Annotated in this window: 23 protein-coding genes; 12 read left to right on the forward strand and 11 right to left on the reverse strand. The window is 69.1% G+C overall.

Features of this window, described 5'->3' with window-relative positions; all coding sequences use genetic code 11:
• The 3 genes from P3W85_RS35845 to P3W85_RS35855 form a co-directional block, all read right to left on the reverse strand.
• On the reverse strand, positions 1 to 1161 hold a 1161-nt coding region (locus P3W85_RS35845), incomplete at its 3' end, for an acetyl-CoA C-acetyltransferase (RefSeq protein ID WP_276268257.1).
• A 168-nt stretch (positions 1162 to 1329) separates the two neighbouring features.
• Entirely contained in the window at positions 1330 to 1779 is a 450-nt protein-coding gene (locus P3W85_RS35850) for a PaaI family thioesterase (RefSeq protein WP_017229634.1), read from the reverse strand.
• Between the two features lie 12 nt (positions 1780 to 1791).
• On the reverse strand, positions 1792 to 2766 hold the full coding sequence (locus tag P3W85_RS35855; protein ID WP_017229633.1) for an NAD(P)H-dependent flavin oxidoreductase: 975 nt from the start codon (positions 2764 to 2766) through the stop codon (positions 1792 to 1794).
• Between the two features lie 242 nt (positions 2767 to 3008).
• Between P3W85_RS35855 and P3W85_RS35860 the strand changes: the two genes are divergently transcribed.
• The 10 genes from P3W85_RS35860 to P3W85_RS35905 all read left to right on the forward strand — a co-directional run bounded on the left by P3W85_RS35860 (position 3009) and on the right by P3W85_RS35905 (position 13346).
• Positions 3009 to 3890 (forward strand): crotonase/enoyl-CoA hydratase family protein, encoded by an 882-nt coding sequence (locus P3W85_RS35860; RefSeq protein ID WP_276268258.1) that lies wholly within the window; start codon positions 3009 to 3011, stop codon positions 3888 to 3890.
• Positions 3891 to 3921: 31 nt separating this feature from the next.
• Positions 3922 to 4593, forward strand: a complete 672-nt coding sequence (locus tag P3W85_RS35865) for a nitroreductase (protein ID WP_276268259.1) — start codon at positions 3922 to 3924, stop codon at positions 4591 to 4593.
• A gap of 136 nt (positions 4594 to 4729) precedes the next feature.
• Positions 4730 to 5737, forward strand: a complete 1008-nt coding sequence (locus P3W85_RS35870) for a 4-hydroxyproline epimerase (protein ID WP_276268260.1) — start codon at positions 4730 to 4732, stop codon at positions 5735 to 5737.
• Positions 5738 to 5745: 8 nt separating this feature from the next.
• On the forward strand, positions 5746 to 6909 hold the full coding sequence (locus P3W85_RS35875; protein ID WP_276268261.1) for an NAD(P)/FAD-dependent oxidoreductase: 1164 nt from the start codon (positions 5746 to 5748) through the stop codon (positions 6907 to 6909).
• Positions 6906 to 7169, forward strand: a complete 264-nt coding sequence (locus P3W85_RS35880) for a (2Fe-2S)-binding protein (RefSeq protein ID WP_430869685.1) — start codon at positions 6906 to 6908, stop codon at positions 7167 to 7169. The genes P3W85_RS35875 and P3W85_RS35880 overlap by 4 nt, the downstream gene beginning before the upstream one ends.
• Positions 7166 to 8470: an NAD(P)/FAD-dependent oxidoreductase gene (locus P3W85_RS35885; protein WP_276268262.1), complete on the forward strand. Its 1305-nt coding sequence runs from the start codon at positions 7166 to 7168 to the stop codon at positions 8468 to 8470. The genes P3W85_RS35880 and P3W85_RS35885 overlap by 4 nt, the downstream gene beginning before the upstream one ends.
• Before the next feature lie 54 nt (positions 8471 to 8524).
• On the forward strand, positions 8525 to 9412 hold the full coding sequence (locus P3W85_RS35890) for an AraC family transcriptional regulator (RefSeq protein ID WP_276268263.1): 888 nt from the start codon (positions 8525 to 8527) through the stop codon (positions 9410 to 9412).
• A gap of 166 nt (positions 9413 to 9578) precedes the next feature.
• Complete coding sequence (locus P3W85_RS35895) at positions 9579 to 10505, forward strand: dihydrodipicolinate synthase family protein (protein WP_276268264.1); 927 nt, start codon at positions 9579 to 9581, stop codon at positions 10503 to 10505.
• 102 nt (positions 10506 to 10607) lie between these two features.
• Positions 10608 to 12179 (forward strand): APC family permease, encoded by a 1572-nt coding sequence (locus P3W85_RS35900; protein WP_276268265.1) that lies wholly within the window; start codon positions 10608 to 10610, stop codon positions 12177 to 12179.
• 69 nt (positions 12180 to 12248) lie between these two features.
• Positions 12249 to 13346, forward strand: coding sequence for an Ldh family oxidoreductase (locus P3W85_RS35905; protein WP_276268266.1), 1098 nt, complete (start codon positions 12249 to 12251; stop codon positions 13344 to 13346).
• A gap of 6 nt (positions 13347 to 13352) precedes the next feature.
• On the opposite strand, the gene P3W85_RS35910 is transcribed toward P3W85_RS35905, so the two are convergent.
• Together P3W85_RS35910 and P3W85_RS35915 are read right to left on the reverse strand one after the other, a co-directional pair.
• Complete coding sequence (locus P3W85_RS35910) at positions 13353 to 16118, reverse strand: LuxR C-terminal-related transcriptional regulator (protein ID WP_276268267.1); 2766 nt, start codon at positions 16116 to 16118, stop codon at positions 13353 to 13355.
• Between the two features lie 148 nt (positions 16119 to 16266).
• Positions 16267 to 17811: an AMP-binding protein gene (locus P3W85_RS35915; protein ID WP_017224657.1), complete on the reverse strand. Its 1545-nt coding sequence runs from the start codon at positions 17809 to 17811 to the stop codon at positions 16267 to 16269.
• 320 nt (positions 17812 to 18131) lie between these two features.
• Here P3W85_RS35915 and P3W85_RS35920 point away from each other — a divergent pair, with 320 nt between their 5' ends.
• Together P3W85_RS35920 and P3W85_RS35925 are read left to right on the forward strand one after the other, a co-directional pair.
• A complete protein-coding gene (locus P3W85_RS35920; protein ID WP_276268268.1) occupies positions 18132 to 19277 on the forward strand; it encodes an acyl-CoA dehydrogenase family protein in 1146 nt (381 codons plus the stop codon).
• 47 nt (positions 19278 to 19324) lie between these two features.
• Positions 19325 to 20560: an acyl-CoA dehydrogenase family protein gene (locus P3W85_RS35925; RefSeq protein WP_276268269.1), complete on the forward strand. Its 1236-nt coding sequence runs from the start codon at positions 19325 to 19327 to the stop codon at positions 20558 to 20560.
• A gap of 22 nt (positions 20561 to 20582) precedes the next feature.
• On the opposite strand, the gene P3W85_RS35930 is transcribed toward P3W85_RS35925, so the two are convergent.
• The 6 genes from P3W85_RS35930 to P3W85_RS35955 form a co-directional block, all read right to left on the reverse strand.
• Positions 20583 to 20957: a DUF7696 family protein gene (locus P3W85_RS35930; RefSeq protein WP_276268270.1), complete on the reverse strand. Its 375-nt coding sequence runs from the start codon at positions 20955 to 20957 to the stop codon at positions 20583 to 20585.
• 39 nt (positions 20958 to 20996) lie between these two features.
• Entirely contained in the window at positions 20997 to 21692 is a 696-nt protein-coding gene (locus tag P3W85_RS35935; protein ID WP_276268274.1) for a helix-turn-helix transcriptional regulator, read from the reverse strand.
• A 544-nt stretch (positions 21693 to 22236) separates the two neighbouring features.
• The gene (locus P3W85_RS35940) at positions 22237 to 23814 is read right to left on the reverse strand and encodes a fatty acid--CoA ligase (RefSeq protein ID WP_276268275.1); all 1578 of its coding nucleotides are present in this window, start codon (positions 23812 to 23814) and stop codon (positions 22237 to 22239) included.
• Positions 23815 to 23879: 65 nt separating this feature from the next.
• The gene (locus P3W85_RS35945; RefSeq protein ID WP_276268271.1) at positions 23880 to 24662 is read right to left on the reverse strand and encodes an SDR family NAD(P)-dependent oxidoreductase; all 783 of its coding nucleotides are present in this window, start codon (positions 24660 to 24662) and stop codon (positions 23880 to 23882) included.
• A 291-nt stretch (positions 24663 to 24953) separates the two neighbouring features.
• Positions 24954 to 25199 carry a GlsB/YeaQ/YmgE family stress response membrane protein gene (locus P3W85_RS35950; protein ID WP_017226708.1) on the reverse strand — a complete coding sequence of 82 codons (246 nt, stop codon included), beginning with the start codon at positions 25197 to 25199 and terminating at the stop codon, positions 24954 to 24956.
• Between the two features lie 37 nt (positions 25200 to 25236).
• Positions 25237 to 25704, reverse strand: coding sequence for a DUF3761 domain-containing protein (locus P3W85_RS35955; protein ID WP_430869686.1), 468 nt, complete (start codon positions 25702 to 25704; stop codon positions 25237 to 25239).
• Between the last annotated feature and the right edge of the window lie 507 nt (positions 25705 to 26211).

Below are 26211 nucleotides of genomic sequence, written 5' to 3' on the forward strand. Positions count from 1 at the left end.
GGTCACATTGGCCATGCCGCCGCCTTCGCACATGGTCTGCAGGCCGTAGCGCTTGCCGTGCGTATGCAGCGCATGCACCAGCGTGGTCATCAGCTTGGCGCCCGAGCCGCCCAGCGGGTGGCCCAGCGCGATGGCGCCGCCATGCACGTTCATGCGCGCCGGATCGGCGCCGGTGGTCTGCAGCCAGGCCAGCGGCACCGGGGCGAAGGCTTCGTTGATCTCGAACAGGTCGATGTCGCCGATCTTCATGCCGGCCTTCTCCAGCGCGCGCAGCGTGGCCGGCAGCGGCGCTTCCAGCATGATCACCGGATCGTGTCCCAGCACCGACATATGATGGATGCGCGCCAGCGGCTTGACGCCGAGTTTCTTCAGGCCGGCCTCGTTGACCACCATCAGGCCGGCCGCGCCGTCGCAGATCTGGCTGGCGCTGGCAGCCGTCACGGTGCCGCCTTCCTCGATCAGCTTGACGCTGCCGATGGATTCCAGGCTGGCCTCGAAGCGGATGCCTTCGTCCACGGTATGCAGCTCGCCGTTGCCGCTGCCGTCCGCGGTGCGCACGGCCACCGGCACGATCTCGTCCTTGAAGCGCCCGGCCTGGGTGGCGGCAATGGCGCGGCGATGGCTTTCCAGCGCGTAGCGGTCGAGATCGTCGCGCGTGAGGCCGTATTTGCGCGACATCATCTCGGCGCCGGTGAACTGGCTGAACTTCACGCCGGGATAGCGCTCCTGCATGGCCGGGCTCATCGAGCTGCCGAAACCGTGCTTGAACGGCAGCGAGGACGGCAGGCCCATCGGCACGCGCGTCATGCTTTCCACCCCGGCTGCGATCACGATGTCCATGGTGCCGGACATCACCGCCTGCGCGGCGAAGTGCAATGCCTGCTGCGAGGAGCCGCACTGGCGGTCGACCGAGGTGCCGGGCACGCTCTCCGGCAGCCGCGAGGCCAGCACCGCGTTGCGCGCCACATTGCCGGCCTGCTCGCCGGCCTGGCCCACGCAGCCCATGATCACGTCCTCGATCAGCGCCGGATCGGCGCCGCTGCGCGCCACCAGCGCGTCCAGTACCTGCGCGGCCAGGTCCGCCGGATGCCAGCCCGCCAGCTTGCCGCCCTTGCGTCCGCCCGCGGTACGCGCGGCGGCTACGATGTATGCCTCTGCCATGTGCTCTCCTCTTGTCGTTCCGGGCTAACGCACCCGTGGTGGCCGCGCGCCGGGAACGGCACGGCGGGCCTCGCTATCCTGTGGTGGATTCTGGCGCAGCAGCCCGGCCTGTGGCGTCGTCGGAAGCGACGATTGCGCGGCGCTTGTGGCGGCGCCTGCAGCAACGCTTCAGGCGCGCGGCGCAAGCACGGAGAAGATGGCAGTGGCGCGCAACAGGCAACGCTCGCCGGCCATCAGGCGGCAATGGCCGAAGCGCAGCCGCGAGCCCATCTTGTCGAACGCCACATGCGCCTCGACCCAGTCGCCCACGCGTGCGGCTTCGAAATAATCCAGGCTGAGGTTGACGGTCACCGCGGGCGGCATGCGCTCCCCCTCCATCAGCATCATCATGCCGATGGCGGTATCGGCCAGCGTGGCCAGCATGCCGCCATGCGGGATGCCCAGGGGATTGAGGTGATGCGGACCGATGCGGATGCCCACTGCACGCCGCTCGCTGTCCACGTAGAGCTGCCCGAGGTGGGCAAGAAAGCCGCTGACGGTACGCATGGCTTCAAAGCCCGGCGGCACCGTCCCGGCATCCCCGGCGCGAGCGCCGGCAGGTTGATTGGCTTCAGCCATGAGCTTCCCGCCTCACGCCGCGAAGTAGCGCGAAGCGGCGCCGAGCTGCTCGCGGCATTCGGCCACCATGCGCCCGATCAGCTCCGCGCAGGTCGGGATATCGTCGATCAGGCCCACGCACTGGCCGGCGCTGATGATGCCGCCATCGGTCTCGCCGGCGGCGAGCGCGGCCTTGCCGCGTACGCCGGCCACCAGGTGCTTGACGTCCTCGAATTGCGCGCCGCCCGGCTGGCGCTCGATGCTGACCACTTCGTCCGAGACCGCGTTCTTGAGTACGCGCGCGGTATTGTGCAGCGTGCGGAAGATCAGGTTGGTGTCGCGCTCGGTGGCATCCACCAGGGCCTGCTTGACGTTGTGGTGAATCGGCGCCTCGCGGGTGGCGCAGAAGCGCGTTCCCATATTGATGCCTTCCGCGCCCAGCACCAGTGCCGCCGCCATGCCGCGCCCGTCGGCAATGCCGCCCGAGGCGATCACCGGGATGCCCAGCCGGCGCGCAGCCAGCGGGATCAGCACCATGCCCGGCACGTCGTCCTCGCCGGGATGGCCCGCGCACTCGAAGCCATCGATCGACACCGCGTCCACGCCCAGGCGTTCGGCCGACAGCGCATGGCGGATCGCCACGCACTTGTGGATCACCTTGATGCCGGCTGCCTTGGCCCGCGCGATATGTTCCCTCGGATTGTTGCCGGCGGTCTCCAGCACCTTGATGCCGCTCTCGATGATCACATCGAGATAGCGCGCATAGGGCGGCGGGTTGATCGAGGGCAGCAGCGTCAGGTTGACGCCGAAGGGCTGGTCGGTCAGCTCGCGGGTGCGGCGGATCTCGGCATCCAGGGCCTCGGGCGTGGGCTGGGTCAGCGCCGTCAGCACGCCGAGACCGCCGGCGTTGGATACCGCGGCGGCCATTTCGGCGTAGCCGACCCACTGCATGCCGCCCTGGATGATGGGATAGCGGGTGCCCAGCAATTCGGTGATGCGTGTCTTCATGATGTTCCTTCCAGCCCTCTTGTTTCGATTTCGATTTCGATCTCGATCTCGATCTCGATTTCGGTCTTGGTCTTCCATGCCCGCCCGCGGCCATGGCCAGTCTCGGCGCAAGCCGGCCGCCAGGCGTCCTGGCGCCAGTCTAGGGCGCCGCCGCCTTCCCCACCTCGTCGGATTCGACGATTGCAAGCGCACGATTCTGCAATACCGTTACAAGCACCCCTTTCGAGCAGCCAAGGCCAGCCATGAGCAACTCCGCCACTCCCCCCAGCTTCGAAACCCTGCAGTACGCCGTCGAGCAAGGCGTCGCCACCATCACCCTGCACCGCCCGGACAAGCTCAACGCCTTCAACGCGCAGATGATGCAGGAGCTGGTCGCCGCCTTCGACGCCACCGACGCCGACGACGACGTGCGCGCGGTGATCGTCACCGGCTCCGGCCGCGCCTTCTGCGCCGGCGCCGACCTGTCCTCCGGCGGCTCCACCTTCGACTACGAGAAGCGCTACGGGGCCAGCAAGGAAGCCGCGCACCGCGATGGCGGCGGGCGTGTCGCGCTGCGCATCTTCCGCAGCCTGAAACCAGTGATCGCGGCGGTCAACGGCGCCGCGGTGGGCATTGGCGTGACCATGCAGCTGCCGATGGATATCCGGCTGGCGTCCACCGATGCCAGGTTCGGCTTCGTGTTCGCGCGGCGCGGCATCACCCCGGAAGCGGCATCGTCGTGGTTCCTGTCGCGCGTGGTCGGCATCTCGACCGCGCTGGAATGGTGCTATACCGGCCGCGTGTTCACGGCGCAGGAAGCGCTGGAACGCGGCCTGGTGCGCTCGCTCCATGCCCCCGAAGACCTGCTGCCGGCGGCGCAGGCCCTGGCGCGCGAGATTGCCGACAACGCCGCGCCGGTCTCGGTGGCGATCTCGCGCCAGCTGATCTGGCGCATGGCCGGCGCCAGCCACCCGATGGAAGCGCACCGCCTGGACAGCCGCGCCATCCAGTCGCGCGGGCAGTCGGCCGACGTCAAGGAGGGCGTCAGCGCATTCCTGGAGAAGCGCCCGGCCAGCTTCCCCGAACGCGTGTCGCACGATATGCCGGACTTCTTCGACTGGGGCAGCGAGCCGCCATTCATCTGAGCACAGGCAGCCCACCCCCAAGGAGAGCAGCGTGAACGTCAGTACCGCAGTCCAGACCCGTAAGTCGGTGCGAGGCTTCCTGCCCGCGCCGGTGCCGCCGGAGATCATCCGCGAGGTGCTCGCACAGGCGGCGCGGGCGCCTTCCGGCGGCAACCTGCAACCCTGGCATATCCACGTCGTGGGCGGCGAGCCGCTGGAACGGCTCAGGGCCACCATGCGCGAGCGCGTCGCCAGCGCGCCGGGCGGAGAGAAAGCCGAATACGACATCTACCCGCGCGAGCTGGTTTCGCCATACCGCGACCGCCGTTTCCAGGTGGGGGAGGATCTCTACCGCAGCCTGGGCATCCCGCGCGAGGACAAGCGCGCCCGGCTTGCCCAGTTTGCCAGCAACTTCACCTTCTTCGGCGCGCCGCTGGCCCTGTTCTGCAGCGTGGACCGCCGCATGGGCCCGCCGCAATGGTCGGACCTCGGCATGTACCTGCAGACCGTGATGCTGCTGCTGCGCGAACGCGGCCTGGACAGCTGCGCGCAGGAGTGCTGGGCGATCTACCCTGAAACGATCGCGGGCTTTCTCTCGATCCCGGCCGAGCGCATGCTGTTTACCGGCATGGCGATCGGTTATGAGGACAGGGAGGCGCCGGTCAACCGGCTGCGCGCGGCGCGCGCGCCGCTGGCGGAATTCACCGAGTTCATCGGCATCTGAAGCCCGCGCAGGCAGGCAGCGAGCGGCGACTATGCGGATTTCGTCATCGCTGCCGGGGAAAGGCGACAAGTCAGCGGCGCACGGCTCTGCCACGCTTTAGGGGTCATCCACACTTCGCCCCAACGGCAGATCCGCCATGTGCCAGAGCGTACCTTCCTCCCCCGCCAGCGCCTCGCCAGCGTCCTCCGGCTACGCCAGCCGTTCGATCGCGGTGATCGACTCCCACACCGGCGGCGAGCCCACCCGCCTGGTCATCGGCGGCTTTCCCGATCTCGGCAACGGCAGCATGGCGGCACGGCTTGAACGGCTCGCGCGCGAGCACGACCGCTGGCGCACCGCCACCGTGCTGGAGCCGCGCGGCAGCGACGTGATGGTCGGCGCGCTGCTGTGCCCGCCGGTTTCCGCCGATGCCTGCGCGGGCGTGATCTTCTTCAACAACAGCGGCTACCTGGGTATGTGCGGCCACGGCACCATCGGGCTGGTGGCCTCGCTGGCGCATCTCGGGCGCATTGCGCCGGGGCGGCACAAGATCGACACGCCGGTGGGCACGGTGGAAACCACCTTGCATGAAGACGGATCGGTCAGCGTGCGCAATGTGCCCGCCTGGCGCTACCGGCATGCGGTGCCAGTCGATGTGCCGGGCCACGGGCGCGTCACCGGCGATATCGCCTGGGGCGGCAACTGGTTCTTCCTGGTCGAAGACCACGGCCAGCGCATCGCCCGCGACAATCTCGACGTGCTGACCGCGTTCGCATGGGCCGTGCGGCAGGCGCTCGAACAAGCCGGCATTGCGGCAGAGGGCGGCGCACAGATCGACCATATCGAACTGTTCTGCACCCCGGAAGATGCGGCCGAGGCCGACAGCCGCAATTTCGTGCTCTGTCCCGGCAAGGCCTATGACCGCTCCCCCTGCGGCACCGGTACCAGCGCCAAGCTCGCCTGCCTGGCGGCAGACGGCAAGCTGGCGCCAGGCCTTCCCTGGCGCCAGGCCAGCGTGACCGGCAGCCGCTTCGTGGCGCACTATGCGCCCGCCGGCGAGGCCGGCCGCATCATCCCGACCGTCCAAGGCCGGGCCCATGTCTGCGCACAGGCCACGCTGCTGATCGGGCACAACGACCCCTTCGGCTGGGGCATCGGGACGTGAGCCCGGCGATGCCGTCCACGCGGGCGCCGGCGCAAGCCTGCGGCGATGTGATCGTGATCGGCGCCGGCATTGTCGGGGCCGCCTGTGCGTATGAACTGGCCGGGCATGGGCTGGACGTCTGTGTACTGGACAACCGCGATGGCGGGGCCACCCATGCCGGCATGGGCCACCTGGTGCTGATGGACGACAACGCCGCCCAGCGCGAGCTTTGCGAGACCTCGCTCGGGCTCTGGCGGAGGCTGGCGCGGGACATGCCGGCCAACTGCGCGTATCGCCGGTGCGGCACCTTGTGGGTGGCCGGCAACGAAGCGGAACTGGAACTGGCCATCGGGAGGCAAGCGGCGCTGCAGGCCCGCGGCATCCAGTGCGCATTGCTGAGCGCCAGGGAACTGGCCCGGCAGGAGCCGATGCTGCGGCCAGGGCTCGCGGGGGCGCTCAAGGTTGTGGACGATGCCATCGTCTACGCGCCCAGCGCAGCAGCATGGATGCTGAAGCGGGCGGAGCCGCGCATCCGGCTGCGGCACGCCACGGTCAGCACAGTCGAGGCAAATCGCATCACGCTGGAAGACGGCCGGACCCTGACGGCGAGGGCAGTCGTCGTCGCCAACGGCATCCAGGCCGCGCAACTGGTGCCCGCGTTGCCGATCCGCGCCAAGAAGGGCCATCTCGTCATCACCGACCGCTACCCTGCCTGCCTCAGCCATCAGTTGGTGGAGCTCGGCTATGCCGCCAGTGCCCATCAGCATGACGGCACTTCGGTCGCTTTCAATGTGCAGCCGCGCCCCACAGGCCAGTTGCTGATCGGCTCGTCGCGCCAGTTCGACAGCCTCGATGCCGCCGTCGACGCCAGCGTCGTCGCGCGCATGCTCCAGCGCGCCGCCGCTTACCTGCCCGCTCTGGCCGGCATGAATGCCATCCGCTGCTGGACCGGCTTTCGCGCCGCCACGCCGGACGGGCTGCCCGTCATCGGCGCCCACCCCGAACAGCCGGGCCTGTGGCTTGCGGCAGGCCATGAAGGACTGGGCGTGACCACCGCGCCCGGCAGCGCGCACCTGCTGGCGGCACTGTTGCTGGGCCATCGGCCACCCATCGATCCCGCGCCATATGCCTTCAGCCGCTTCGCATCGGTGGCGGACACCGTTCGCTCGTCCGGGCACGGAGATATCGCATGAGACGGAACCTGAACAAGGGCCAGACCGTGACGGTCGTCCTGGATGCCCGCGCGCTGCGCGTGCCGGCCGGCATGACGGTGGCTGCAGCCCTGGCCTGCAGCGACTGGCCGTTTGCGCGCCGCTCCTGCGGCAACCATCCGCGCGCGCCGTTTTGCGGCATGGGCGTTTGCCAGGAATGCCGCATGACCATCGACGGCCAGCGCCGGCTGGCATGCCAGACCGTGTGCCGGGAAGGCATGGTACTGGAGCGGACACCGTGAACGGTCCACTGCGGCACGCCTTGCGGACGGCCGCCCCGCCTGCGCGCCGGTACGATGTGCTGATCGTCGGCGCTGGCCCGGCCGGCATGGCGGCGGCCCGCGCCGCCGCCGATTGCGGGTGCACGGTCGCGCTGATCGACGACAACCCCGCACCCGGCGGGCAGATCTGGCGCGATGGCCCGGGCCTCTCGCCGCCGCCCGCGGCGCGCCGTCTGCGCCAGGCCATCGCCACGCGCCCGCGCATCGCCCTGTTCACCCAGGCTCGCGTCATTGCCGCACCGGCACCGCATACGCTGCTGGTCGAAAACGACGAGACTGCCCTGCATCTGCATTTCCGCAGCCTGATCCTGTGCACCGGTGCCCGCGAGCTGCTGCTCCCCTTTCCCGGCTGGACCCTGCCCGGCGCTACCGGTGCGGGTGGCTTGCAGGCGCTGGTCAAGGCCGGCACCCCGGTTGACGGCGAACGCCTCGTGATTGCCGGCAGCGGGCCGCTGCTGCTGGCGGTGGCCGCCACCGCACGCCGCCATGGCGCGCGCATCGCATGCATCGCCGAGCAGGCGTCACTGCTCAGCCTGATGCGCTTCGCCGGCGCGCTGTGGCGCTGGCCCGCCAAGGCGGCGCAAGCGGCCACCCTGCTGGATAGCCACTATCGCGCACGGTCCCACGTGGTGGAAGCGCTTGGGGATGACCGCCTGCGCGCCGTGCGCATCCGCCAGGGCGGCAGTACCGTGGAGCTGCCCTGCGACCGCCTGGCGTGCGGCTTCGGCCTGGTGCCGAACACCGGGCTGGCCGCGCTGCTGGGCTGCCGGCTCGATGCCGCTTCGGATGCAGTCGCTGTGGATGCGCTGCAGCGCACCAGCCTGCGCCACGTCCATGCCGCAGGCGAGTGCACCGGCATCGGCGGCAGCGAGCTGGCGCTGCTCGAGGGAGAGATTGCCGGCTACGCGGCCGCGGGCGCCGACGACCGCGCGGGCGCGCTACTGGCGCGGCGTGCGCGTTGGCGCTCGTTCGCCGGCCTGGTCCGGGCCACCTTCGCGCTGGATCCGGCGCTCAAGGCACTGGCCCGCCCCGACACGCTGGTGTGCCGCTGCGAGGACGTGCCGCTGTCGGCAATCCGAGCGCACCCGGATGCGTGGCAGGCCAAGATGCAGAGCCGCTGCGGCATGGGCGCCTGCCAGGGGCGCATCTGCGCCACCGCCAGCCGCGTGCTGTTCGGCTGGCCGCTGCCCACGCCACGGCCGCCGCTGTCTCCCGCGCGCATCGGCACACTGATGCAGCAAGACAGCGCGGGCCCGTCCTGAGCACGGCGCCCATGGTCCGCGGTTCGCCCTATAAGAAAGCCAACAGGAGACAATATGCCGCCAATGTCATCCCCTGCCATTCCTGCCTCCCCGGCCCGGCACGCCGCGCAGAACCGGCAAGTACCGCCCGCGCCGTCAGGCCGTGACGACGGCATCGACGTCGCCCGCCTCGTCGACATCTGCGCGGGCATATCGCAGCAGCGCCCCGCCGACATGGCCAGCCTGCTCAATGCGATCTCCCTCATTACGCCCTTGCTGAACGCCATCCCCAATGTGGTGTTCTTCATCAAGGACTGCGAGGCGCGCTACCTGGTCGCCAATCTCACGCTCGCCACCCGCTGCGGCTTCAAGCGCGTGGAGCCCTTGCTGGGCAAAACCTCCGCGGAGGTGTTTCCGGCTTATCTCGGCCAGCGCTACACGGAGCAGGATCGCCGCGTGCTCGACACCGGCACCGCGATCGCCGAACAGCTTGAACTGCACCTCTATCCCGCGCGCGATGCAGGCTGGTGCATGACCTGCAAGCGCCCCTTGCTCGACAGCGGCGGCCGCATCATCGGCATGGCCGGCATCTCCCACGACCTGCAGCTCGCCAGGGACACGCATCCAGCCTACCAGCGCCTGGCGGCCGTCGATACCTATATTCGCGAGCACTACGGCCGCCCCATCCCGCTGTCGGAGCTGACCGCGCTGACCGGGCTCTCGACCGCGCAGCTCGAACGCTATTGCAAGCGCATCTTCCACCTGACGCCGCGCCAGATGATCCACAAGGTGCGCCTGGAGCGGGCCTCCGAGCTGCTGGCCACCGGTATGCCGATCACCGACATCGCGCTGGAGTGCGGCTATACCGATCACAGCGCTTTCAGCCGCCAGTTCAAGGCCCTGACCGGGCTGACGCCGCGGCAGTTCAGGCCGCCATCCGACAGGCCCTGCGCGCCCGCTTGAACGGCGAGCGTGCAAGGGGCCGCCCCGGGGCCCGTCTCGCGTTGTGCCGATTTAGTCCTCCTGTCTTGCGGAAAGCCTCAAGCCCGAACGACGCGCAACTGCGAACCTGAGGGCTGGTGGACAGGTGCCGCCCGACTGGCACCCCACGTACACAAAAGGAGACGATATGAGTCGCAGCGCAATCCAATGGACCGGTGTATTCCCTGCCGTCAGCACGCAATTCAAGGCCGACTACTCGCTGGATATCGAAGCCACCCACAAGGTGATGCGCGACCTGGTCGCCGACGGGGTGTCGGGCCTGGTGGTGTGTGGCACCGTGGGCGAGAACACATCGATGTCCGCCAGGGAAAAGCTCGCCGTCATCGAAGCAGCGAAAGATGCCGCCAAAGGCCGCATCCCGGTCATCGCGGGCATTGCCGAATTCACCACCGCCTTTGCCCGGGACATGGTGAACGAGGCGGCGCGGGTCGGCGTCGACGGCGTGATGGTAATGCCGGCGCTGGTCTACTCCGCCAAGCCCCACGAGGCCGCCGCGCACTTCCGCGACATCGCCATGGCCACGGACCTGCCGGTCATGCTCTACAACAACCCGCTGGTCTACCGCAGCGACATCACGCCGGACATCCTGGTCTCGCTCGCCGATTGCGAGAACATTGTCTGCTTCAAGGATTCCTCCGGCGACACGCGCCGCTTCATCGACCTGCGCAACGCCGTGGGCGATCGCTTCGTGCTGTTTGCCGGGCTGGACGATGTAGTGCTCGAGAGCATTGCCGTGGGCGCCGAGGGCTGGATCTCGGGCATGTCCAATGCTTTCCCGAAGGAGGGCGAGACGCTGTTCCGCCTGGCCCGCCAGAGGCGCTTCGACGAGGCGCTGGCGCTCTACCGCTGGTTCATGCCGCTGCTGCACCTGGACTCGCGCCCGGACCTGGTCCAGTGCATCAAGCTGTGCGAGGAACTCGCCGGGCGCGGCAGCGCGGTCACGCGGCCGCCGCGCCTACCGTTGCAGGGCAAGGCACTGGAGGAGGTCATGACGGTGGCCGCGCAGGCCATCGCCACGCGCCCGGCGCTGCCGGACGTTGGCCTCGCCGCCTGAGACGGCGCCGCCAGCCCGCGCTGCCGCCATCCGCCCGCCCGCGATGGCGGGCGACGGCCGCATCGTCCGGACAGCCATCCCCTCGATGACCAAGGAGCCCCAATGTCTCCAGTGCAAGGCAAGTTCAAGCGGCAGCTCTCGCTGACCGATCTCACCTTTATCGGCCTGGGCGCGATCTTCGGGTCTGGCTGGCTGTTCGCGGCCAGCCATGTTTCCGCCATCGCCGGACCCGCCGGCATCGTTTCCTGGTTGCTGGGCGGCTTTGCCGTGCTGCTGCTCGGCATCGTCTACTGCGAGCTGGGCGCGGCCTTGCCGCGTGCGGGCGGCATCATCCGCTATCCGGTCTTTTCCCACGGCGAGCTGATGGGCTACCTGATGGGCCTGATCACGCTGATCGCCTTCTCCAGCCTGATCGCCATCGAGGTGGTGGCGGCGCGCCAGTATGCGGCGGCCTGGTTCCCCTTCCTGAGCCAGCCAGGATCGAGCAACCCTACGCTGCCCGGATGGGCGGTGCAGTTCGCGATGCTCTGCCTCTTCTTTGTGCTCAACTACTACAGCGTCAAGACCTTCGCGCGTGCCAACAACGTCATCAGCGTGTTCAAGTTCGTGGTGCCGCTGCTGGTCATCGTGGTGCTGTTCACGCATTTCAAGCCGGCCAACCTGCACGTCCACGGCTTCGCGCCGTTCGGGCTGTCCGGCATCCAGGCCGCCGTCTCCGCCGGAGGCGTCATCTTCGCGTATCTCGGACTGACGCCGATCATCTCGGTCGCCAGCGAAGTGCGCTCGCCCCAGCGCACCATTCCCACCGCGCTGATCCTGTCGGTATTGCTATCCACCCTGATCTACGTACTGCTGCAGCTGGCTTTCCTCGGCGGCGTACCGACCGGGATGCTGTCAGCGGGATGGGCCGGCGTCGGCCAGGCGTTCTCGCTGCCTTACCGCGATATCGCGCTGGCGCTTGGCGTGGGCTGGTTGGCGTTCCTGGTGGTTTCGGACGCGGTGATCTCGCCGAGCGGCACCGGCAATATCTATATGAACGCCACGCCACGCGTGGTCTATGGCTGGACGCGCGGCGGCACCTTCTTCAAGCTGTTCTCGCGCATCGACGCGGCGTCGGGCATTCCGCGGCCCGCCTTGTGGCTCACCTTCGCGCTGTCGGTGTTCTGGACGCTGCCTTTCCCCTCGTGGGAAGCCATGATCAACGTCGTGTCGGCGGCGCTTGTGCTGAGCTACGCGGTCGCGCCCGTCACCGTCGCCGCGCTACGCCGCAACGCACCCGGCCTGCACCGCCCGTTCCGCGTAAAGGGGCTCGCCGTGCTCGGCCCGCTCTCCTTCGTGATCGCCGCGCTGATCGTGTACTGGTCCGGCTGGGGTACCGTGTCCTGGCTGCTCGGCTTGCAGATTGCCATGTTCGTGGTCTACCTGCTCTGCAGGCGCGCGGTGCCGACCCATCGCCTGAGCCTGGCGCAACAGGTGGCCTCCTCGCTCTGGCTGATCGCCTTTTATCTGCTGATCATGCTGGCCTCCTACCTTGGCAGCTTCGGCGGTATCGGCGCCGTCGCCCATCCATGGGACACCGCGCTGGTGGCGCTCATCGCCCTGGGCATTTACGCGTGGGGAGCCCGTTCCGGGACGCCCCCGGCGCAACTCGATCTTGGCAGCGACGACGAATGAGGGACTGCCGTTCACCGCTTCCGCGCCGATTGACGCAAGGACTTGATTCAACCTGAACCAGGAGCACCAATGAACGATCGCATCGCCCAGCAACAGCACAGCCCCCCGCATACGCCGGAGCCAGACCGGGCACGGCGGGCAAACGACACCGTGCGCCTGTCATTGCAGGAAGTGCACGCACTGGTCACCTGCGCGCTGCGGCAGCATGGCTTCAGCGAGCCACATGTCAACGGCGTGGCCGATACCCTGGTGGCGGGCGAGCGCGATGGCTGCGCTTCCCATGGCCTCTACCGGCTGCTCGGCTGCATCGGCACGCTCAAGGCCGGCAAGGTCTCCCGGGACGCCGTGCCGGAACTCCACGAGATGGCGCCGGCGCTGCTGCGCGCCGATGCCGGGGGAGGCTTCTCGCAGGTGGCTTACAGGATGGCGCTGCCGCGCCTGATCGGCAAAGCCCGGGCGCAGGGCATCGCGGCGCTGGGTATCAATCGCTGCGTGCACTTCTCCGCCTTGTGGGCGGATATCGAGCCCTTGACCGATGCAGGCCTGGTCGCCCTGGCCTGCACGCCCAGTCATGCCTGGGTCACGCCTGCGGGGGGCAGCAAGCCGCTGTTCGGCACCAACCCGCTCGCCTTTGGCTGGCCCCGTCCCCGCCAGCCGGCCTTCATCTTCGACTTCGCCACCAGCGCAGTGGCGCGCGGCGAGATCGAGTTACATCGCCGCGCGGGCAAGCCAATCCCCGAAGGGTGGGGCATCGACGCCGATGGCAAACCCTGTACCGATGCCGCCACCGTGCTGGACCACGGCGCCATGCTGACCTTCGGCGGCCACAAAGGCGCCGCGCTCGCGGCCATGATCGAGCTGCTTGCGGGGCCGCTGATCGCAGATATGACCAGCGTGGATTCGCTGGCCTTCGATGCGGGAACCAGGTCATCGCCGATGGGCGGCGAACTGATCATCGCCATCGATCCGGCGCGCTTTCTTGGCGAGCAGTGCGAAGCGGAACTGGCGAGGGCGGAAACCCTGTTCGAAGCCATGGTGGGACAAGGGGCGCGGCTGCCTTCGCAACGGCGTTATCAGGCACGCGAAAGCAGCCTGCGCCATGGCGTACGCATCCCGCGCTCGCTGTATGACGACATCAACGCCCTGCTGCCGCGCGACATGGCCTGAGGACCGCTACAGCAAACCCAGCTGCCGCGCGATGGCGACCGCCTGCGTGCGGTTGCTGGCGCGCAGCTTGGCGCTGATATTGCGCAAGTGCGTGCGCACCGTGGTCTCCGAGACGAACAGCCGCTCGGCCATCGCCACATTGGAGAAACCCTCGGCCAGCAGTTGCAGCACTTTCCGCTCCTTGGGCGTGAGCGGCTCCAGCAGGCCGTGGCGCGCCTGCATGGCGGCCGGGTCCGCCGGCTCCGGCACCCCGCCGCAAGCCTGCAGCAAGCGCTCCACGTAGGCAGCGGGCAGCGCGCCGCCCTGGCGCACGCAGGCTTCGCCCACCAGCCGCCGGACCTCGGCGCCTTCGTCGGCGAAGATGCGGATGAAGCCTTCGGCGGCGCCGAAGCGCAGCGCCTCTCCCATGGCCTGCAGGGCCTGCGCGGCGTCGCCGGTGCGCTGGCAGGCCAGCGCCAGCAGGATGCGCAGCTTGAGCGCCCGCCGCATCAGCTGCGCCCGCTCGGCGGCGGCCAGTTCGGCCGCGATGGCCTGGCGCGTCGCGGCCGAAGGCTCGGCGAACAGCGCCAGCCGCAGCTGCCCCATGGCCACGTCCTCGAGATCGTTGGCGAATGAGCTGACGGCGCTCACGCCCGGCCTGGCCCGCCATAGCGCGGGGTCCGCGGCATGCTGCAGCGCCTCCCCGGCGGCATGCCGGTTGCCTTGCAGCAAGGCCAGCCGCGCGCGTTCGAGCATGGCGCCCAGCACCAGCCGCGGCAGGCCGCGATGGTGGCCGAGGTGTTCGAGCGCGGCCAGCCATTCGTGCGCGCCGTCGACATCGCCGCGCTCGCAGGCAATGCGGGCCAGCACGGTATGGCCGGTGATGATCTGGTCGGGCAGCCCGAGGTCGCGCGCCAGCGGCACGTAGACATTGAGCAGGCGCTCCGCGCGCTCGCGCTCGTTGATCTCGTAGAGCGCGTCGGCCAGCAGGATGCCGGCCATGGCGTTGCCGTTGGTGGGGCCGTAGCGGTTCGGCAGCATGGTGCTGGCGGCGATGCGAAAACGCGCCAGCGCTTGCTGCAGCCGGCCCTGGCGCAGGTCGATCAGCCCCTCCACCGACTCCGAGAAAATCTTGTTGAAGTTGCTGTCCGAGCCGCGCACCACCTGGCGCGCCACGCCCAGCAGGCGCCGCGCCTCGCGGTAGTCGCCGGTGACCGCGGCCATGCGCGCCATCGAGGTGGCGAGGATGGAATCCGGGAAGGGATAGCCCATCGGCAGCGGCAGGGGATCGTCGCGGCTGTAGGCGCGCGCTTCGTCGAAGCGGTCCATCATGTTCAGCAGCATGTGGCGCAGGGCACGCACATGGGCCAGCAGGTCGCCCTCGGCGCCGGCCAGCGGAATGGTCTGCAGCAGCGCGATGGCGTCGGCCGGACCGCGCGTGAAGGACAAGGCCCAGACATGGGCGATCTGCAGCTTGGGCCACGCCGCCATGGCGCCTGCCGGCACGGCGTCGAGCCAGCGCGTCAGCAGGCGCATGCGGCCCTGGGCCAGCAATTCGTCAACGGTGCCCGCCAGTAGCGGCAACGCGTGCCCCACCGCCCCGGCCGCCAGCGCATGCTCGATGGCGGGCACCGGACGGCCCTGCTGCTCGTACCAGCGCGAGGCCGCCATTTGCAGCGCCGGCACCTCGGCCTGCGCGGCCTGCTGGGGTTGCGCGCGCAGGAAGCTGGAAAACAGGCTGTGATACCGATACCAGCGCATGCCGGCATGCGTGGGGCGCTCCACGCCGCCGCCATGCCGCTCGCCGTCCAGCGGCATCAGGAACAGGTTGGCCCGCTCCAGCCAGGCCAGGATCTCCTCGCTGTCGGCGGTGCCGCAGACGGCATCGCAAAGAGGGCCGCTGAGCTGGTCGAGGATCGAGGTACGCAGCAGGAAAGCGCGCACCGCGTCGGGCAGGTGCAGGTAGACGTCTTCGACCAGGTAATCGGCAATGGCCGCGTTGGAGCCGGAGAAGCCGGCGATGAATGCATCCGGCTGGCCGCGCCGCTCCAGCGCGACCGAAGCCAGCCACAATGCCGTGGCCCAGCCCTCGGTGCGCCGGTGCAGCGTGGAGATGGCAGCGGGCTGCAGCGCCAGGCCGCGCGCGCTGCGCAGGAAGGCATCGGTTTCCTCGGCGGTGAAGCGCAACTGCGCCGGCTCGATCTCGAGCAGCTCGCCGCGCGCGCGCAGGCGCGCCAGGCCGGATTCGGGCACCCAGCGCGTGCCCACCACCAGACGCCCGCTGGGCGGCAACTGCTCCACCACCTGCCAGACCAGCCCGGCCACGGCGGGGTTCTGCAAGGCTTCGAAGTCGTCCAGGAACAGCGTGAAGGGGCGATCGTGGCCGGCCATGCGGTCGATCAGCGCCAGCGCCTGCTCGCCGACCGACTGCGGCGCCGCCACCGCGGTGGCTTGCGGCGCACCGCCCTTGCGCAGCACCAGGTCGAAGGCGGCTTCCAGCGAGCCGAGAAAGCGCGTGGCGTCGTTGTCCGCACGGTCCAGCGTGAGCCAGGCGGTGGCAACGCCATCGGCGTCGAGCCGTGCGCGGCATTGCAGCATGGCGGTGGTCTTGCCGAAGCCGGCCGGCGCGCGCACCAGCACCAGCTTGACGAAGCCGGCGGCGCACACCGCGTCGCAAATGGCGCGGCGCTCCACCTGGAACGGGGTCAGCATGGGCGGGCGCAGCTTCGCCACCAGGGTGGCGGCGCGGGCGGCGCCCCGCTGGCCCGCGCTGGTCTCCTCGATTGTTGCCATTCGCCGTGTCTTCCTGTTGGCGTCGGCACCCGCACCAGGCGGATGCCGCACGATCGGCACCGGCTTATGATTGCCGGCTGCTGGCGCCGCATGCGCCAGGGATCGAACGGCTGATTATGGCGTAAACGCCCGCGCGGCACCCGGCGGGCTACACCAGCCGGCCTGCCCGCCCCTCCCAGTAGCGGTCGCGCAGCAGCCGCTTGAGCAGCTTGCCGGTGGGCAGGCGCGGCAGTTCGGCGGCAAAATCCACCGAGCGCGGGCATTTGATGGCCGACAGCCGCTCGCGGCAGAAGCCGATCAGCTCCTCCGCCAGCGCCGGGCCGGCCTCGGCCATGTCGAGCGGCTGCACCACCGCTTTGACTTCCTCGCCGAAATCCTCGTTGGGCACGCCGATCACCGCCACGTCCAGGACCTTGGGATGGGTCATCAGCAGGTTCTCGGCCTCCTGCGGATAGATATTGACGCCACCCGAGATGATCATATTGGCCTTGCGGTCGGTGAGGTAGAGATAACCATCCTCGTCCACGTAGCCCACGTCGCCCAGCGTGGTCCAGCCCGGGTGCACCGGGTGGCGCGACTGCGCGGTCTTGTCGGGGTCGTTGTGATAGACGAAGCTGCGCCCTTCGGCAAAGTAGATGGTGCCGGGCTCGCCCGGCGGCAGCAACGCGCCGCTGTCGTCGCAGATACGCAGCTGGCCGATCGTCGCCCGGCCCACCGTGCCCTTGTGGCTGAGCCAGTCGGCCGAAGCGACCGCGGTGGAGCCGTTGCCTTCGGTGCCGGCGTAGTACTCCCAGATGATCGGCCCCCACCATGCGATCATCTGCTCCTTGACAGCGACCGGGCAGGGCGCGGCGGCATGCACCGCAAAGCGCAGGCTGGACACGTCGTAGCGCCGGCGCACCGCCTCCGGCAGCTTGAGCATGCGCGAGAACATGGTGGGCACCACCTGGGTATGGGTGATGCGATGCGCCGCCAGCAATGCCAGGAAGGTCTCGGCGTCGAAATGCTCCATCACCACCGAGGTGCCGCCCAGCTGCTGCACCGCCATGTTGTAGCGCAACGGCGCGGCGTGGTAGAGCGGCGCGGGCGAAAGGTAGCGGGTGTCCGCGCCGAACTGGTAGAGCGACTGGCACATCAGCGCCAGCGTGCCCGGCACATCGATCTGCTGGTTGGCCGGGGGCGTGAATACGCCCTTGGGCCGGCCGGTGGTGCCGGAAGAGTAAAGCATGTCGGTGCCGGCGCATTCGTCGTCGATGCGCCAGCCCGGGTATTGGGCAAGCGCCGTTTCATAGGCGGCAAAGCCGGGCACGGCGCCGTCCATCATCAGGCGTGCGCCAAGCGCCGGCGCCTTTGCCGCCACGCCTTGCGCGACGGCGGCCTGCGCGTGCGAGGTGACCAGCATCTTCGCGCCGCTGTCGTTGACGATATGCGCTGCATCGTCCACGTTGAGACGGGTGCTGATGCAGACATAGATCAGGCCGGAACGCTGCGCGCCCCAGCACAGCTCGAACAGGCGCGGATGGTTCTCCAGCAGGAAGGCCACCCGCTCGCCCGGCTGCAGCCCATGGTCGCGGAACAGCCGCGCCACCTGGTTCGAACGCTCGTCCAGCTCACGGTAGGTGACGACGGTGCCGCCGGTCATGATGATGGCCGGCTTGTCCGGGGTGCGCTGCGCGTGAACATGCGGGTGCATGGCTGACCCTCCTGGAAGTGGGGTGTGGCGGAACTGGGAAGCGGATGCCGAGGCAGGCGGATGTCGAAGCATCGGGCCGGGGTGAAGTTGGCCACGACAAAGGCAGCCCCAGGGCACATTCTCGGGACAGCCGCCCGTTGCAGGCATCGTCCGAAGCGACGAACGCACCCTGATGCAGCGCCGCAAATCGCAGCCGCCGCCCCCGCTGCCTGCGCGCCGGTGGCCGGGCGATTCGTCGCATCCGACGATGCGGCCCTGCCCCCCCTTCCCATAATGGCAGTTGCCCTCAAACACTCCAGCAACCGCGCCGAGGACCCAAGGTGGATTTCCAATTCAGCGAAGAACAATCGATGCTGCGCGATACGCTCGCGCGCTACCTGGCCGATCACTATGGCTTCGAGGCCCGCCAGGCGGCGATCCGCTCGCCCTCGGGCTGGCGCCCGGCCTGCTGGAAAGCGCTGGCGCAGGAGCTCGGCCTGCTCGGCGCCGCCTTTCCCGAGCGCTTTGGCGGGCTCGGCGGCAGCGCCGTCGAACACATGATCGTGATGGAACAGTTTGGCCGCCATCTCGTGGTCGAGCCCTATCTGTCGACCGTGGTGCTTGGCGGCGGCGCCTTGCTGCATGGCAGCGAAAAACTGGCCGCCGACTGGCTGCCGGCCATTATCGGCGGCGAAGCCACGGTAGCCTGGGCGCACGCCGAACCGCGCAGCCGCTATTGCCTGCACGACGTGGAAACCGCCGCCACCCGCAGCCAGGGCGGCTGGCGCCTCTGCGGCCACAAGGCGGTGGTGGTGGCCGCGCCGTGGGCCACCCACCTGGTGGTCAGCGCGCGCACCAGCGGCGCGCGGCGCGACCGCGACGGCATCAGCCTGTTCTGGATCGAGCGCGGCGCGCCCGGCGTGACGCTCCAGGAATACCCCACCGTCGACGGCTCGCGCGCGGCGGATATCCGCCTCGACAATGTCTTCGTGCCGGATGGCGGCATGCTGGGCGCGGAGGGCGACGCGCTGGCCCTGATCGAGCGGCTGAGCGACGAGGCCGCGGTGGCACTGTGCGCCGAAGCCGGCGGCGCCATGAGCCGCATGCTGGGCGATACGGTGGACTATGCGCGCCAGCGCAAGCAGTTCGGCGTGCCGATCGCCACCTTCCAGGTGCTGCAGCACCGCATGGCCGACATGTATGTGCAGCTCGAACAATGCGTGGCGCTGACCCAGGTCGCCGCCATGCAGGCGGGCGCCGACCCCGCGCAGCGCGCGCTGGCGGCCAGCGCCGCCAAGGCGCACGCGGGCCAGGCCGGCAAGCTGGTGGGCCAGGCCGCGGTACAGATCCACGGCGGCATGGGCGTGACCGAAGAACTGGCGGTGGGGCATTATTTCAAGCGCGTCACCGCCATCGACCTGCAGTTTGGTTCGGCCGAACACCACCTGCGCCGCTACGCCGACCTGCTCTACCCGGCCGCCGCATAAGCGCGCACGACCACGCCCCGCACTGACGAACATCCCGAGGCCCATCGATGAATCTCGATTTTTCCCCGCAAGAGCTGCAGTTCCGCGACGAGGTGCGTGCCTGGATCGCCGAGGCTTACGACGATGGCCTCAAGGCCCTGATGGCGCGCACCAAGAACGGCTACCTCGACAAGGAAGGCCAGGTACGCTGGCAGAAGAAGCTCTTCGAGCGCGGCTGGGCGGCGCCCAATTGGCCCGAGGAATACGGCGGCCCGGGCTGGACCCCGGCGCAGCGCTACCTGTTCCAGGCCGAAACCGCCGCCGCCGGCTGCCCGACCGTATCGCCGATGGGCCTGAAGATGGTCGCCCCGGTGATCATGAAATACGGCACGCCAGAGCAAAAGGCACGCTTCCTGCCGCCCATCCTCAGCTCCGACATCTGGTGGTGCCAGGGCTACTCCGAACCCAACTCCGGCTCCGACCTGGCCTCGCTGCAGATGCGCGCCGAGCGCGGCAGCGACCAGCACGGCGAGCACTACATCCTGGACGGCTCCAAGATCTGGACCACGCACGCGCAATGGGCCGACTGGATGTTCTGCCTGGTGCGCACCAGCCGCGACGCGCGGCGCCAGGACGGCATCTCCTTCGTGCTGGTGGATATGCGCGCGCCCGGCATCACGGTGGCGCCGCTGCCCACGCTGGACGGCCCGGTCGACGGCCAGCAGGAAGTCAACCAGGTCTTCTTTGAAAACGTGCGGGTGCCGGTTGCCAACCGCATCGGCGAGGAAGGCATGGGCTGGACCTATGCCAAGTACCTGCTCGAATTCGAACGCGGCGGCAGCTATGGGCCAATGCTGCGCCAGCAACTGGGCAAGGTGGCGCGCATCGCGGCCAACGAGCCCGGCGAGCATGGTGCCCGCCTGCTGGACGATCCGGCATTCCGCCGCAAGCTGGCGGAGCTGCATGTGCGTGCGGCGGCGCTGGAAGCGAGCGAGCTGAGGCTGTTCTCCAGCGTGCGTTCCGGCACCTCGATCGGCGCCGCGTCCAGCATGCTCAAGCTGGTTGGCACCGAGACCATCCAGGCCATCAGCGAGCTGGCGGTGGAAGCGGCCGGACCGTATGCGCTGCCCTTCGTGCAGGATGGCTGGGCGGTGCAGCAGGGGCGCACCTCCGCCCCGAGCGCCGGGCCGGACTATGCCGCGCCGCTGGCGCCGCGCTATTTCAACTACCGCAAGGCTTCGATCTACGCCGGCTCCAACGAGATCCAGCGCAACATCATCGCCAAGCTGGTGCTGGGCCTCTGAAGCCGCCCTGCCAGGCCGCCGCTCAGTGCAACAGCGCGCCAGCCGGCCGCCGGACCGCGCGGGCGGCGCCGGCATCGCAGGCCGTGCCCGCTTCGCAGCCGGCGCACCCGGCGAAAGGCTCCATAGCCTGGGCCTCGCCGGCTTGCAGCGCCTGTATCACGGTGGCCCGGATCGACTCGGCCTTGAGCAGCAGGCGCAAGGCGACATCCGCGCCCCGGCTCGACGCCACGCGCTCGATAAAGCGCGTACGTGCCGCTTCTCCCAGGGTCGCCACGTGCGCGGCTTCGCACAGCACATGCCAGGCGGCCGGCTGTCCATCGAATTGCCGGCGGCGCAGCAGCAAGGCCGCGTCGATGGCGGCGGCAATCTCGGCATCCCTGACGTTGTGATCGGACATCGCAGTCTCCTGAATGGATAGTGGGTTCGGCACCGGCGTTCAGGCGCCGGCGGCGCCGCGACGGGAGCTGCCGCCCTGCAGCCTTGCGCCACGCTGGCGCGCGGCATGGATCGCCTCGCTCTTGCTGCTCACCTGCAGGCGCTGATACACCAGTGCCACGTGGCGCTTCACGGTAGCGATCGAGATATTGAGCAGCCGGCCGACGGTCTTGAGCGGATAGCCGTGCGACAGCAATACCAGCACCTCGTACTGGCGCGGCGTCAGCTTCAGCATGCGCGCCTCGTCGCGCGGCAGATCGATGCGGCCACGGGGCGGGGCCAGCGCCTGCAGCCGCACGGTGGGATTCGGCGCGCTCGCGCCATGCCAGCGATCGTCGTCGGACAGGACCAGCCGGATGGCCGCCTCGATCGCCCCAAGCGAGGTGCGCTTGGGCAGCCACGTACAGATGCCGCGCGCCAGGTCGGGCGGTAGCAACGGCGGCGGCGCGCCGTCGACGAGCAGCAGCAGGTACTGCGTGGGCAAGACCGTGCGCACGGCTTCCAGCATCCGCCGCGCGCGCGCCGGCTCCGGCGGCATGCCGAGGAGCACCATCGCGATGTCGTTCAACTGTCCGCGCAGCTGGACCAGCTCGAGCAGATCCACGCAGATCACCTGCCCGAAGCCATCGATGCCGCCGAGCATGCGCAGCAGGCCGAGCCGCACTAGCGGGTTGTCTTCTATCAGCAGTGCATTCATCACGACATGCCCCTGCCGGAAACCGTGCGAGCGGAATCCATCGTGCTTGCTCCCATGGGCCGCGCGCCGATCCGGTTGAAACGGTGAGCGGTATTCGCGGCGGCGCCGTTGCAAGGCATACTGCAAGCCGTGTGCCAGGCGAACCGGCGGCCCGGCATCAGCGAGGGAGGATTGCACTTGCGGGAAGGGAGAACCAGCCCGCCCGGGCAGGCGCTGCTGCGCCTGGCGGCTTTTCATGGGAGGGTGGGAAGCGCTTTCTCGCGTTCGCCGGGCAACGCCTGCGCGTGCCTGCGCGGCGGCCTGCGTGTTACGCGTTACGTAACACGTTCCTGATGGATTTGTCGTGGCGCTGCGATGTGGCGATGCAGTTGGGGGCCACTGCTGGACAAGGCCGTTGGCTTCGGTTCTTGCGGCACCTGGCCAAACCACCCCTCCAGCCCTCCCCCGGTTGCTCTCCCCATGAGGGGGTGCCACAGCCGTCGTCATTGCTAACGGTTCCGGCGCATCCCGTCAGCTTCGCTTCCGTGTCCCCGGGGTGGCCACGTCAATGGATCCGCCTGCTATACCCCTCCCAGTAAGGCTCCCGCAGCTTGCGCCGCAGCAGCTTGCCGGAAGGGTTGCGCGGCAGCGCATCGACAAACTCGATGCTCTTCGGAAGCTTGAAGCCGGCCAGCCGCTCCCGTGCCCACGCCACGATGCTGTCGCGGTCCGGCGTCATGCCCGGGCGCGGTACCACGATGGCCTTGACCGCCTCGCCCCATTTCTCGTCGGGCACGCCGATCACCGCCACGTCGGCCACCTGCGGATGCCCGTAGATCGCGCTCTCGACCTCGGCCGGATACACGTTCTCGCCGCCGCTGATGATCATGTCCTTGACCCGGTCGTGGATGTAGACATAGCCATCGGCGTCGAGATAACCCGCGTCGCCGGTGCGCAGCCAGCCGTCGGCGTCGATGGTGCGCGCGGTCTCGTCCGGCTGTTTCCAGTAGCCAGCCATGTTCTGCGGCGAGCGGATCATCAGCTCGCCCACTTCGCCGGGCGCAAGGCGCCGCCCTTCCCAGTCCACCACCACCACCTCCACGCCGGGCAACGGCTTGCCGGCCGCCCGCATGCGCGGTACGTCCTCGGTAGTGTGGTCTTCCGGCGGCAATGCGACCACCGTGCCGGTGGTTTCGGTCATGCCGTACTGCTGCGCGAAACCGCAGCCGAACACTTCGATGCCCTCGCGCAGCAGGGCGGCCGGAATTGGCGCCGCGCCGTAGAGCAAGGTTTTCAGGCGTGAGTAATCGACGCTGCGCGCGCGCGGATCGCGCAGCACGAACTGCATCGCCGCCGGCACCAGGAACAGCTTGCTGATACGTTCGCGCTCGAACAGCGCCAGCACCGCGGCGGGATCGAAATCGCGCGTGATCACGCCCTTGGCGCCCGCCAGCAGGCTGCGCAAACCCCAGCCCGAGCCGCCGATATGCGCCACCGGCATTGCCACCAGGGAGATATCGTCGTCGATCCAGCGCGACCACGGGATATCCTCGCGCTCGCTTGCCTCGGTGCCGGCAGTGAGGTTGCGGTGGGTCAGCATCGCGCCCTTGGGGCGCCCCGTGGTGCCCGACGTGTAGAGCTGCAATACGACGTCGTGCGCGGCGGGCTGGTGCGCCGGCGGCACCGGCGCATGCGCGTCGCGCCAGGCCGTGTAGGCGGACCAGTCCGCCACGCCGTCTTCCATGGCGATCACCGCGCGCACCAGCGGCAGCGACGGCAGCAGGTTGCGCACCATTTCCGTCGATTCCGGCCCGACGAACAGCAGCGCGGCATCGCAATGGCCGACGATGTAGCCGACCTCCGGAGGCGCCAGGCGCCAGCTGGCCGGCGCCATCACGGCACCGATCTTGCCCGCGCCCAGCAACAGCTCGAAATAGTGATCGCAGTTCTTGCCGACATAGCCGATGCGGTCCCCGGGGCCGATGCCGCCGGCCGCCAGCGCCTGGGCAACGCTATCGGTGTGGCGATCCAGCTCGCGATACGTGGTGAGCCTGCCCTCGAATGCGTAGGCCACCGCATCGGGCCGCCGCAGCGCGAAGTGACGCAAAGCGTGCGGCAGTGTGGCCAGGTAGCTGAAATCCATTCCCATCGGCATCTCCTTCTCTCGGTCCTGCTGCAGGCTTGTGTCACGCCCATGCGGGCGGCGGATCAGCGCGGCGCCATGCGGATGGCGCCATCGAGACGTACCGCTTCGCCATTGAAATAGCTGTTGCGGCACATCTCCAGTGCGAGCGAGGCAAACTCTGCCGGCTGGCCCAGCCGCTTGGGGAACGGTACCGAGGCGGCCAGGGCGGCCTTGACGTGCTCCTGCGCACCCTGCAGCAACGGCGTGTTGAAGATGCCGGGCATGATGGTGTTGACGCGGATGCCCTCGCCCGACAGGTCGCGCGCGATGGGCAGGGTCATGCCGACCACGCCGGCCTTGGAGGCCGCGTACGCGGCCTGGCCCATCTGCCCGTCCTGCGCCGCCACCGAGGCGGTGTTGATGATGACGCCACGGTCGCCGTCGCGTGCGTCCAGCGTCAGCATGCCGGCTGCCGAGCGCGCCAGGCAGCGGAACGAACCGATCAGGTTGATCTGGATGATGCGTTCGAAGGCGTCCGACGGAAAGAACTTGATCTGGTCGGGCGCTTCCTTGGCGCGGGATGCCGTCTTGAAGGCGTTGCCGGTGCCGGCGCAGTTGACCAGGATACGTTCCTGCCCAAGCGCGGCCCGCGCCTTGGCGAAGCCGGCCTCTACCTCGGCCTCGGAGGTCACGTTGACCTGGCAGAACACGCCGCCGAGTTCGCGTGCGACCGCTTCGCCCTTTTCCGCATTCATGTCGAACAGCGCCACGCGCACGCCGTGCGCCGCCAGCGCGCGCGCCGTGGCTTCGCCCAGGCCCGAGGCGCCGCCCGTGATCACTGCCGTTACCGATGCATCGAGTTCCATCTTTTCTCCACGTCTTCGTCGTATGTGCCGATGCGTTCCGGACTGCGCGCGCGACCACGCGCCAGTGGCGGAATGCCTTGGTCCGGCGGGCCAGAAAACCGGCAGCCGGCGTGGTATGGAGATTCGGGGATGACGGCGCGGCACGCATCGTCGGAAGCGACGAATGCACGAATGCGCGTCCGGGGCGGGAAAGCGGGAGAGTGAACAGGCGGCGGCATGGCTGCGCCACTGCGCACGGGACGCACCCGCGCGCAGCGGCTTGCAGCAGCCTGGATGACTCGCGCAGCTGCGCTAACGCCTCGTCGCCAGGTGATATAGCGCCAGCAGGATCACGGCGCCCACCACCGCGCCGACAAAGCCGGCGGTCTGGCCGGGCCGGTACCAGCCCAGGAATTGCCCAAGGAAGGTCGCGGCCAGCGAACCCAGGATGCCCAGGCCGGCGGTGAGGAAGAAGCCGCTCGGTCCGCGCCCGGGCGTGAGCATGCGCGCTATCAGCCCGGCGAAAAAGCCGATGAGAACAACCCAGATCAGGTGCATGTCATGCGCTCCGGCGATAGTGCGTAGTGCGCGGGGTTCACCCGCAGGCCTTGCCATGTTCGGCATGGAAACCTTGCGCGGTGGCCTGGGCCTCGGTCATGTAGGCGCCGTTCTTGGTCTTGCCATACCAGCGCGAGCCGGCGCAGTGGTAGACCTTGGAGGTCTTGTTGACCCAGACCTGGCCGGGCCCGCCACCCGGCGCGGCAGTGGCGGCGGCAGCGGTGGCGGCAGGCGCCATCGGCTTGGCCGCCGGCATGGCGGGCGTGGTGGCGGTGGCGGGAGCAGTGGCTGCAGGGGCGGCGGCCATCGGCGCGGCGGGAGCGCTGGCGGCGGCCGCGCCGTGCCACTCCTTCACGCCGCCATGCCCGGCGCACGCGCCCTTCTTGGAAGCGCCGAAATAGCTGCTGCCGTCCTTGCAGGTACCGGTAGGCGTCTGGGCGGCGGGCGCGGTCTGGGCGCGTGCCAGGTGCGGGATCGAAACGCAGAGCGCAGCGGCCAGCAGCATGGGCAGGCCGACGCGCAGGTTGAACAAGGCGCGCGCAGCGGCGATGGCCGAAGCAGCTGGTTTGGCGGGGTTGGCTCTCACAGCATTCATGACAGGCTCCTGCGGTAACAATGCCATTGGGACAAAGGAAACGACACAGGGCTGCACACAGCCGCAACCCGACCGACACGCAATACTTCACTCAACGGCCTGCACCGCCACTCCGTTGACGCCGGACGGCTGGCGCTTGGCCGGGGCACGTAACACAGGCCTCAAGCCAGCGGATGTGTCCCCGAATGCCCACAATGGTGCGGCACCTGCCCCGTGTGCCGTATGTGCAATGCGCTAAAGTGTTGAGCATCCCCCGGTTCGCGGCCGGGCGCTTTCGACAATGCCATGCAACCCCTGAACAGGTCCCCGATGACGCTACCGGCCGCAGGCCAGCCCGGCGCTGCGCCGCCATGTCCGCACGCACCGCGCCAGGCCAGGCATGCCGGGCCCGCCTGCGCGCTGGCGCGCCTGCTGGTG

The organism is Cupriavidus basilensis, from assembly GCF_029335485.1.
GTDB classification, from domain to species: Bacteria; Pseudomonadota; Gammaproteobacteria; order Burkholderiales; family Burkholderiaceae; genus Cupriavidus; species Cupriavidus basilensis_E.

What these genes read in the sequence shown, in the direction of transcription:
- P3W85_RS35900 (WP_276268265.1), top strand. Translation starts at nt 10,608, where the DNA reads ATGTCTCCAGTGCAAGGCAAGTTCAAGCGGCAGCTCTCGCTGACCGAT.
- P3W85_RS35910 (WP_276268267.1), bottom strand. Translation starts at nt 16,118, where the DNA reads ATGGCAACAATCGAGGAGACCAGCGCGGGCCAGCGGGGCGCCGCCCGC.
- P3W85_RS35950 (WP_017226708.1), bottom strand. Translation starts at nt 25,199, where the DNA reads ATGCACCTGATCTGGGTTGTTCTCATCGGCTTTTTCGCCGGGCTGATA.
- P3W85_RS35875 (WP_276268261.1), top strand. Translation starts at nt 5,746, where the DNA reads ATGCCGTCCACGCGGGCGCCGGCGCAAGCCTGCGGCGATGTGATCGTG.
- P3W85_RS35925 (WP_276268269.1), top strand. Translation starts at nt 19,325, where the DNA reads ATGAATCTCGATTTTTCCCCGCAAGAGCTGCAGTTCCGCGACGAGGTG.
- P3W85_RS35945 (WP_276268271.1), bottom strand. Translation starts at nt 24,662, where the DNA reads ATGGAACTCGATGCATCGGTAACGGCAGTGATCACGGGCGGCGCCTCG.
- P3W85_RS35955 (WP_430869686.1), bottom strand. Translation starts at nt 25,704, where the DNA reads ATGCTGCTGGCCGCTGCGCTCTGCGTTTCGATCCCGCACCTGGCACGC.
- P3W85_RS35935 (WP_276268274.1), bottom strand. Translation starts at nt 21,692, where the DNA reads ATGAATGCACTGCTGATAGAAGACAACCCGCTAGTGCGGCTCGGCCTG.
- P3W85_RS35850 (WP_017229634.1), bottom strand. Translation starts at nt 1,779, where the DNA reads ATGGCTGAAGCCAATCAACCTGCCGGCGCTCGCGCCGGGGATGCCGGG.
- P3W85_RS35880 (WP_430869685.1), top strand. Translation starts at nt 6,906, where the DNA reads ATGAGACGGAACCTGAACAAGGGCCAGACCGTGACGGTCGTCCTGGAT.
- P3W85_RS35940 (WP_276268275.1), bottom strand. Translation starts at nt 23,814, where the DNA reads ATGGATTTCAGCTACCTGGCCACACTGCCGCACGCTTTGCGTCACTTC.
- P3W85_RS35860 (WP_276268258.1), top strand. Translation starts at nt 3,009, where the DNA reads ATGAGCAACTCCGCCACTCCCCCCAGCTTCGAAACCCTGCAGTACGCC.
- P3W85_RS35930 (WP_276268270.1), bottom strand. Translation starts at nt 20,957, where the DNA reads ATGTCCGATCACAACGTCAGGGATGCCGAGATTGCCGCCGCCATCGAC.
- P3W85_RS35915 (WP_017224657.1), bottom strand. Translation starts at nt 17,811, where the DNA reads ATGCACCCGCATGTTCACGCGCAGCGCACCCCGGACAAGCCGGCCATC.
- P3W85_RS35890 (WP_276268263.1), top strand. Translation starts at nt 8,525, where the DNA reads ATGCCGCCAATGTCATCCCCTGCCATTCCTGCCTCCCCGGCCCGGCAC.
- P3W85_RS35905 (WP_276268266.1), top strand. Translation starts at nt 12,249, where the DNA reads ATGAACGATCGCATCGCCCAGCAACAGCACAGCCCCCCGCATACGCCG.
- P3W85_RS35855 (WP_017229633.1), bottom strand. Translation starts at nt 2,766, where the DNA reads ATGAAGACACGCATCACCGAATTGCTGGGCACCCGCTATCCCATCATC.
- P3W85_RS35895 (WP_276268264.1), top strand. Translation starts at nt 9,579, where the DNA reads ATGAGTCGCAGCGCAATCCAATGGACCGGTGTATTCCCTGCCGTCAGC.
- P3W85_RS35870 (WP_276268260.1), top strand. Translation starts at nt 4,730, where the DNA reads ATGTGCCAGAGCGTACCTTCCTCCCCCGCCAGCGCCTCGCCAGCGTCC.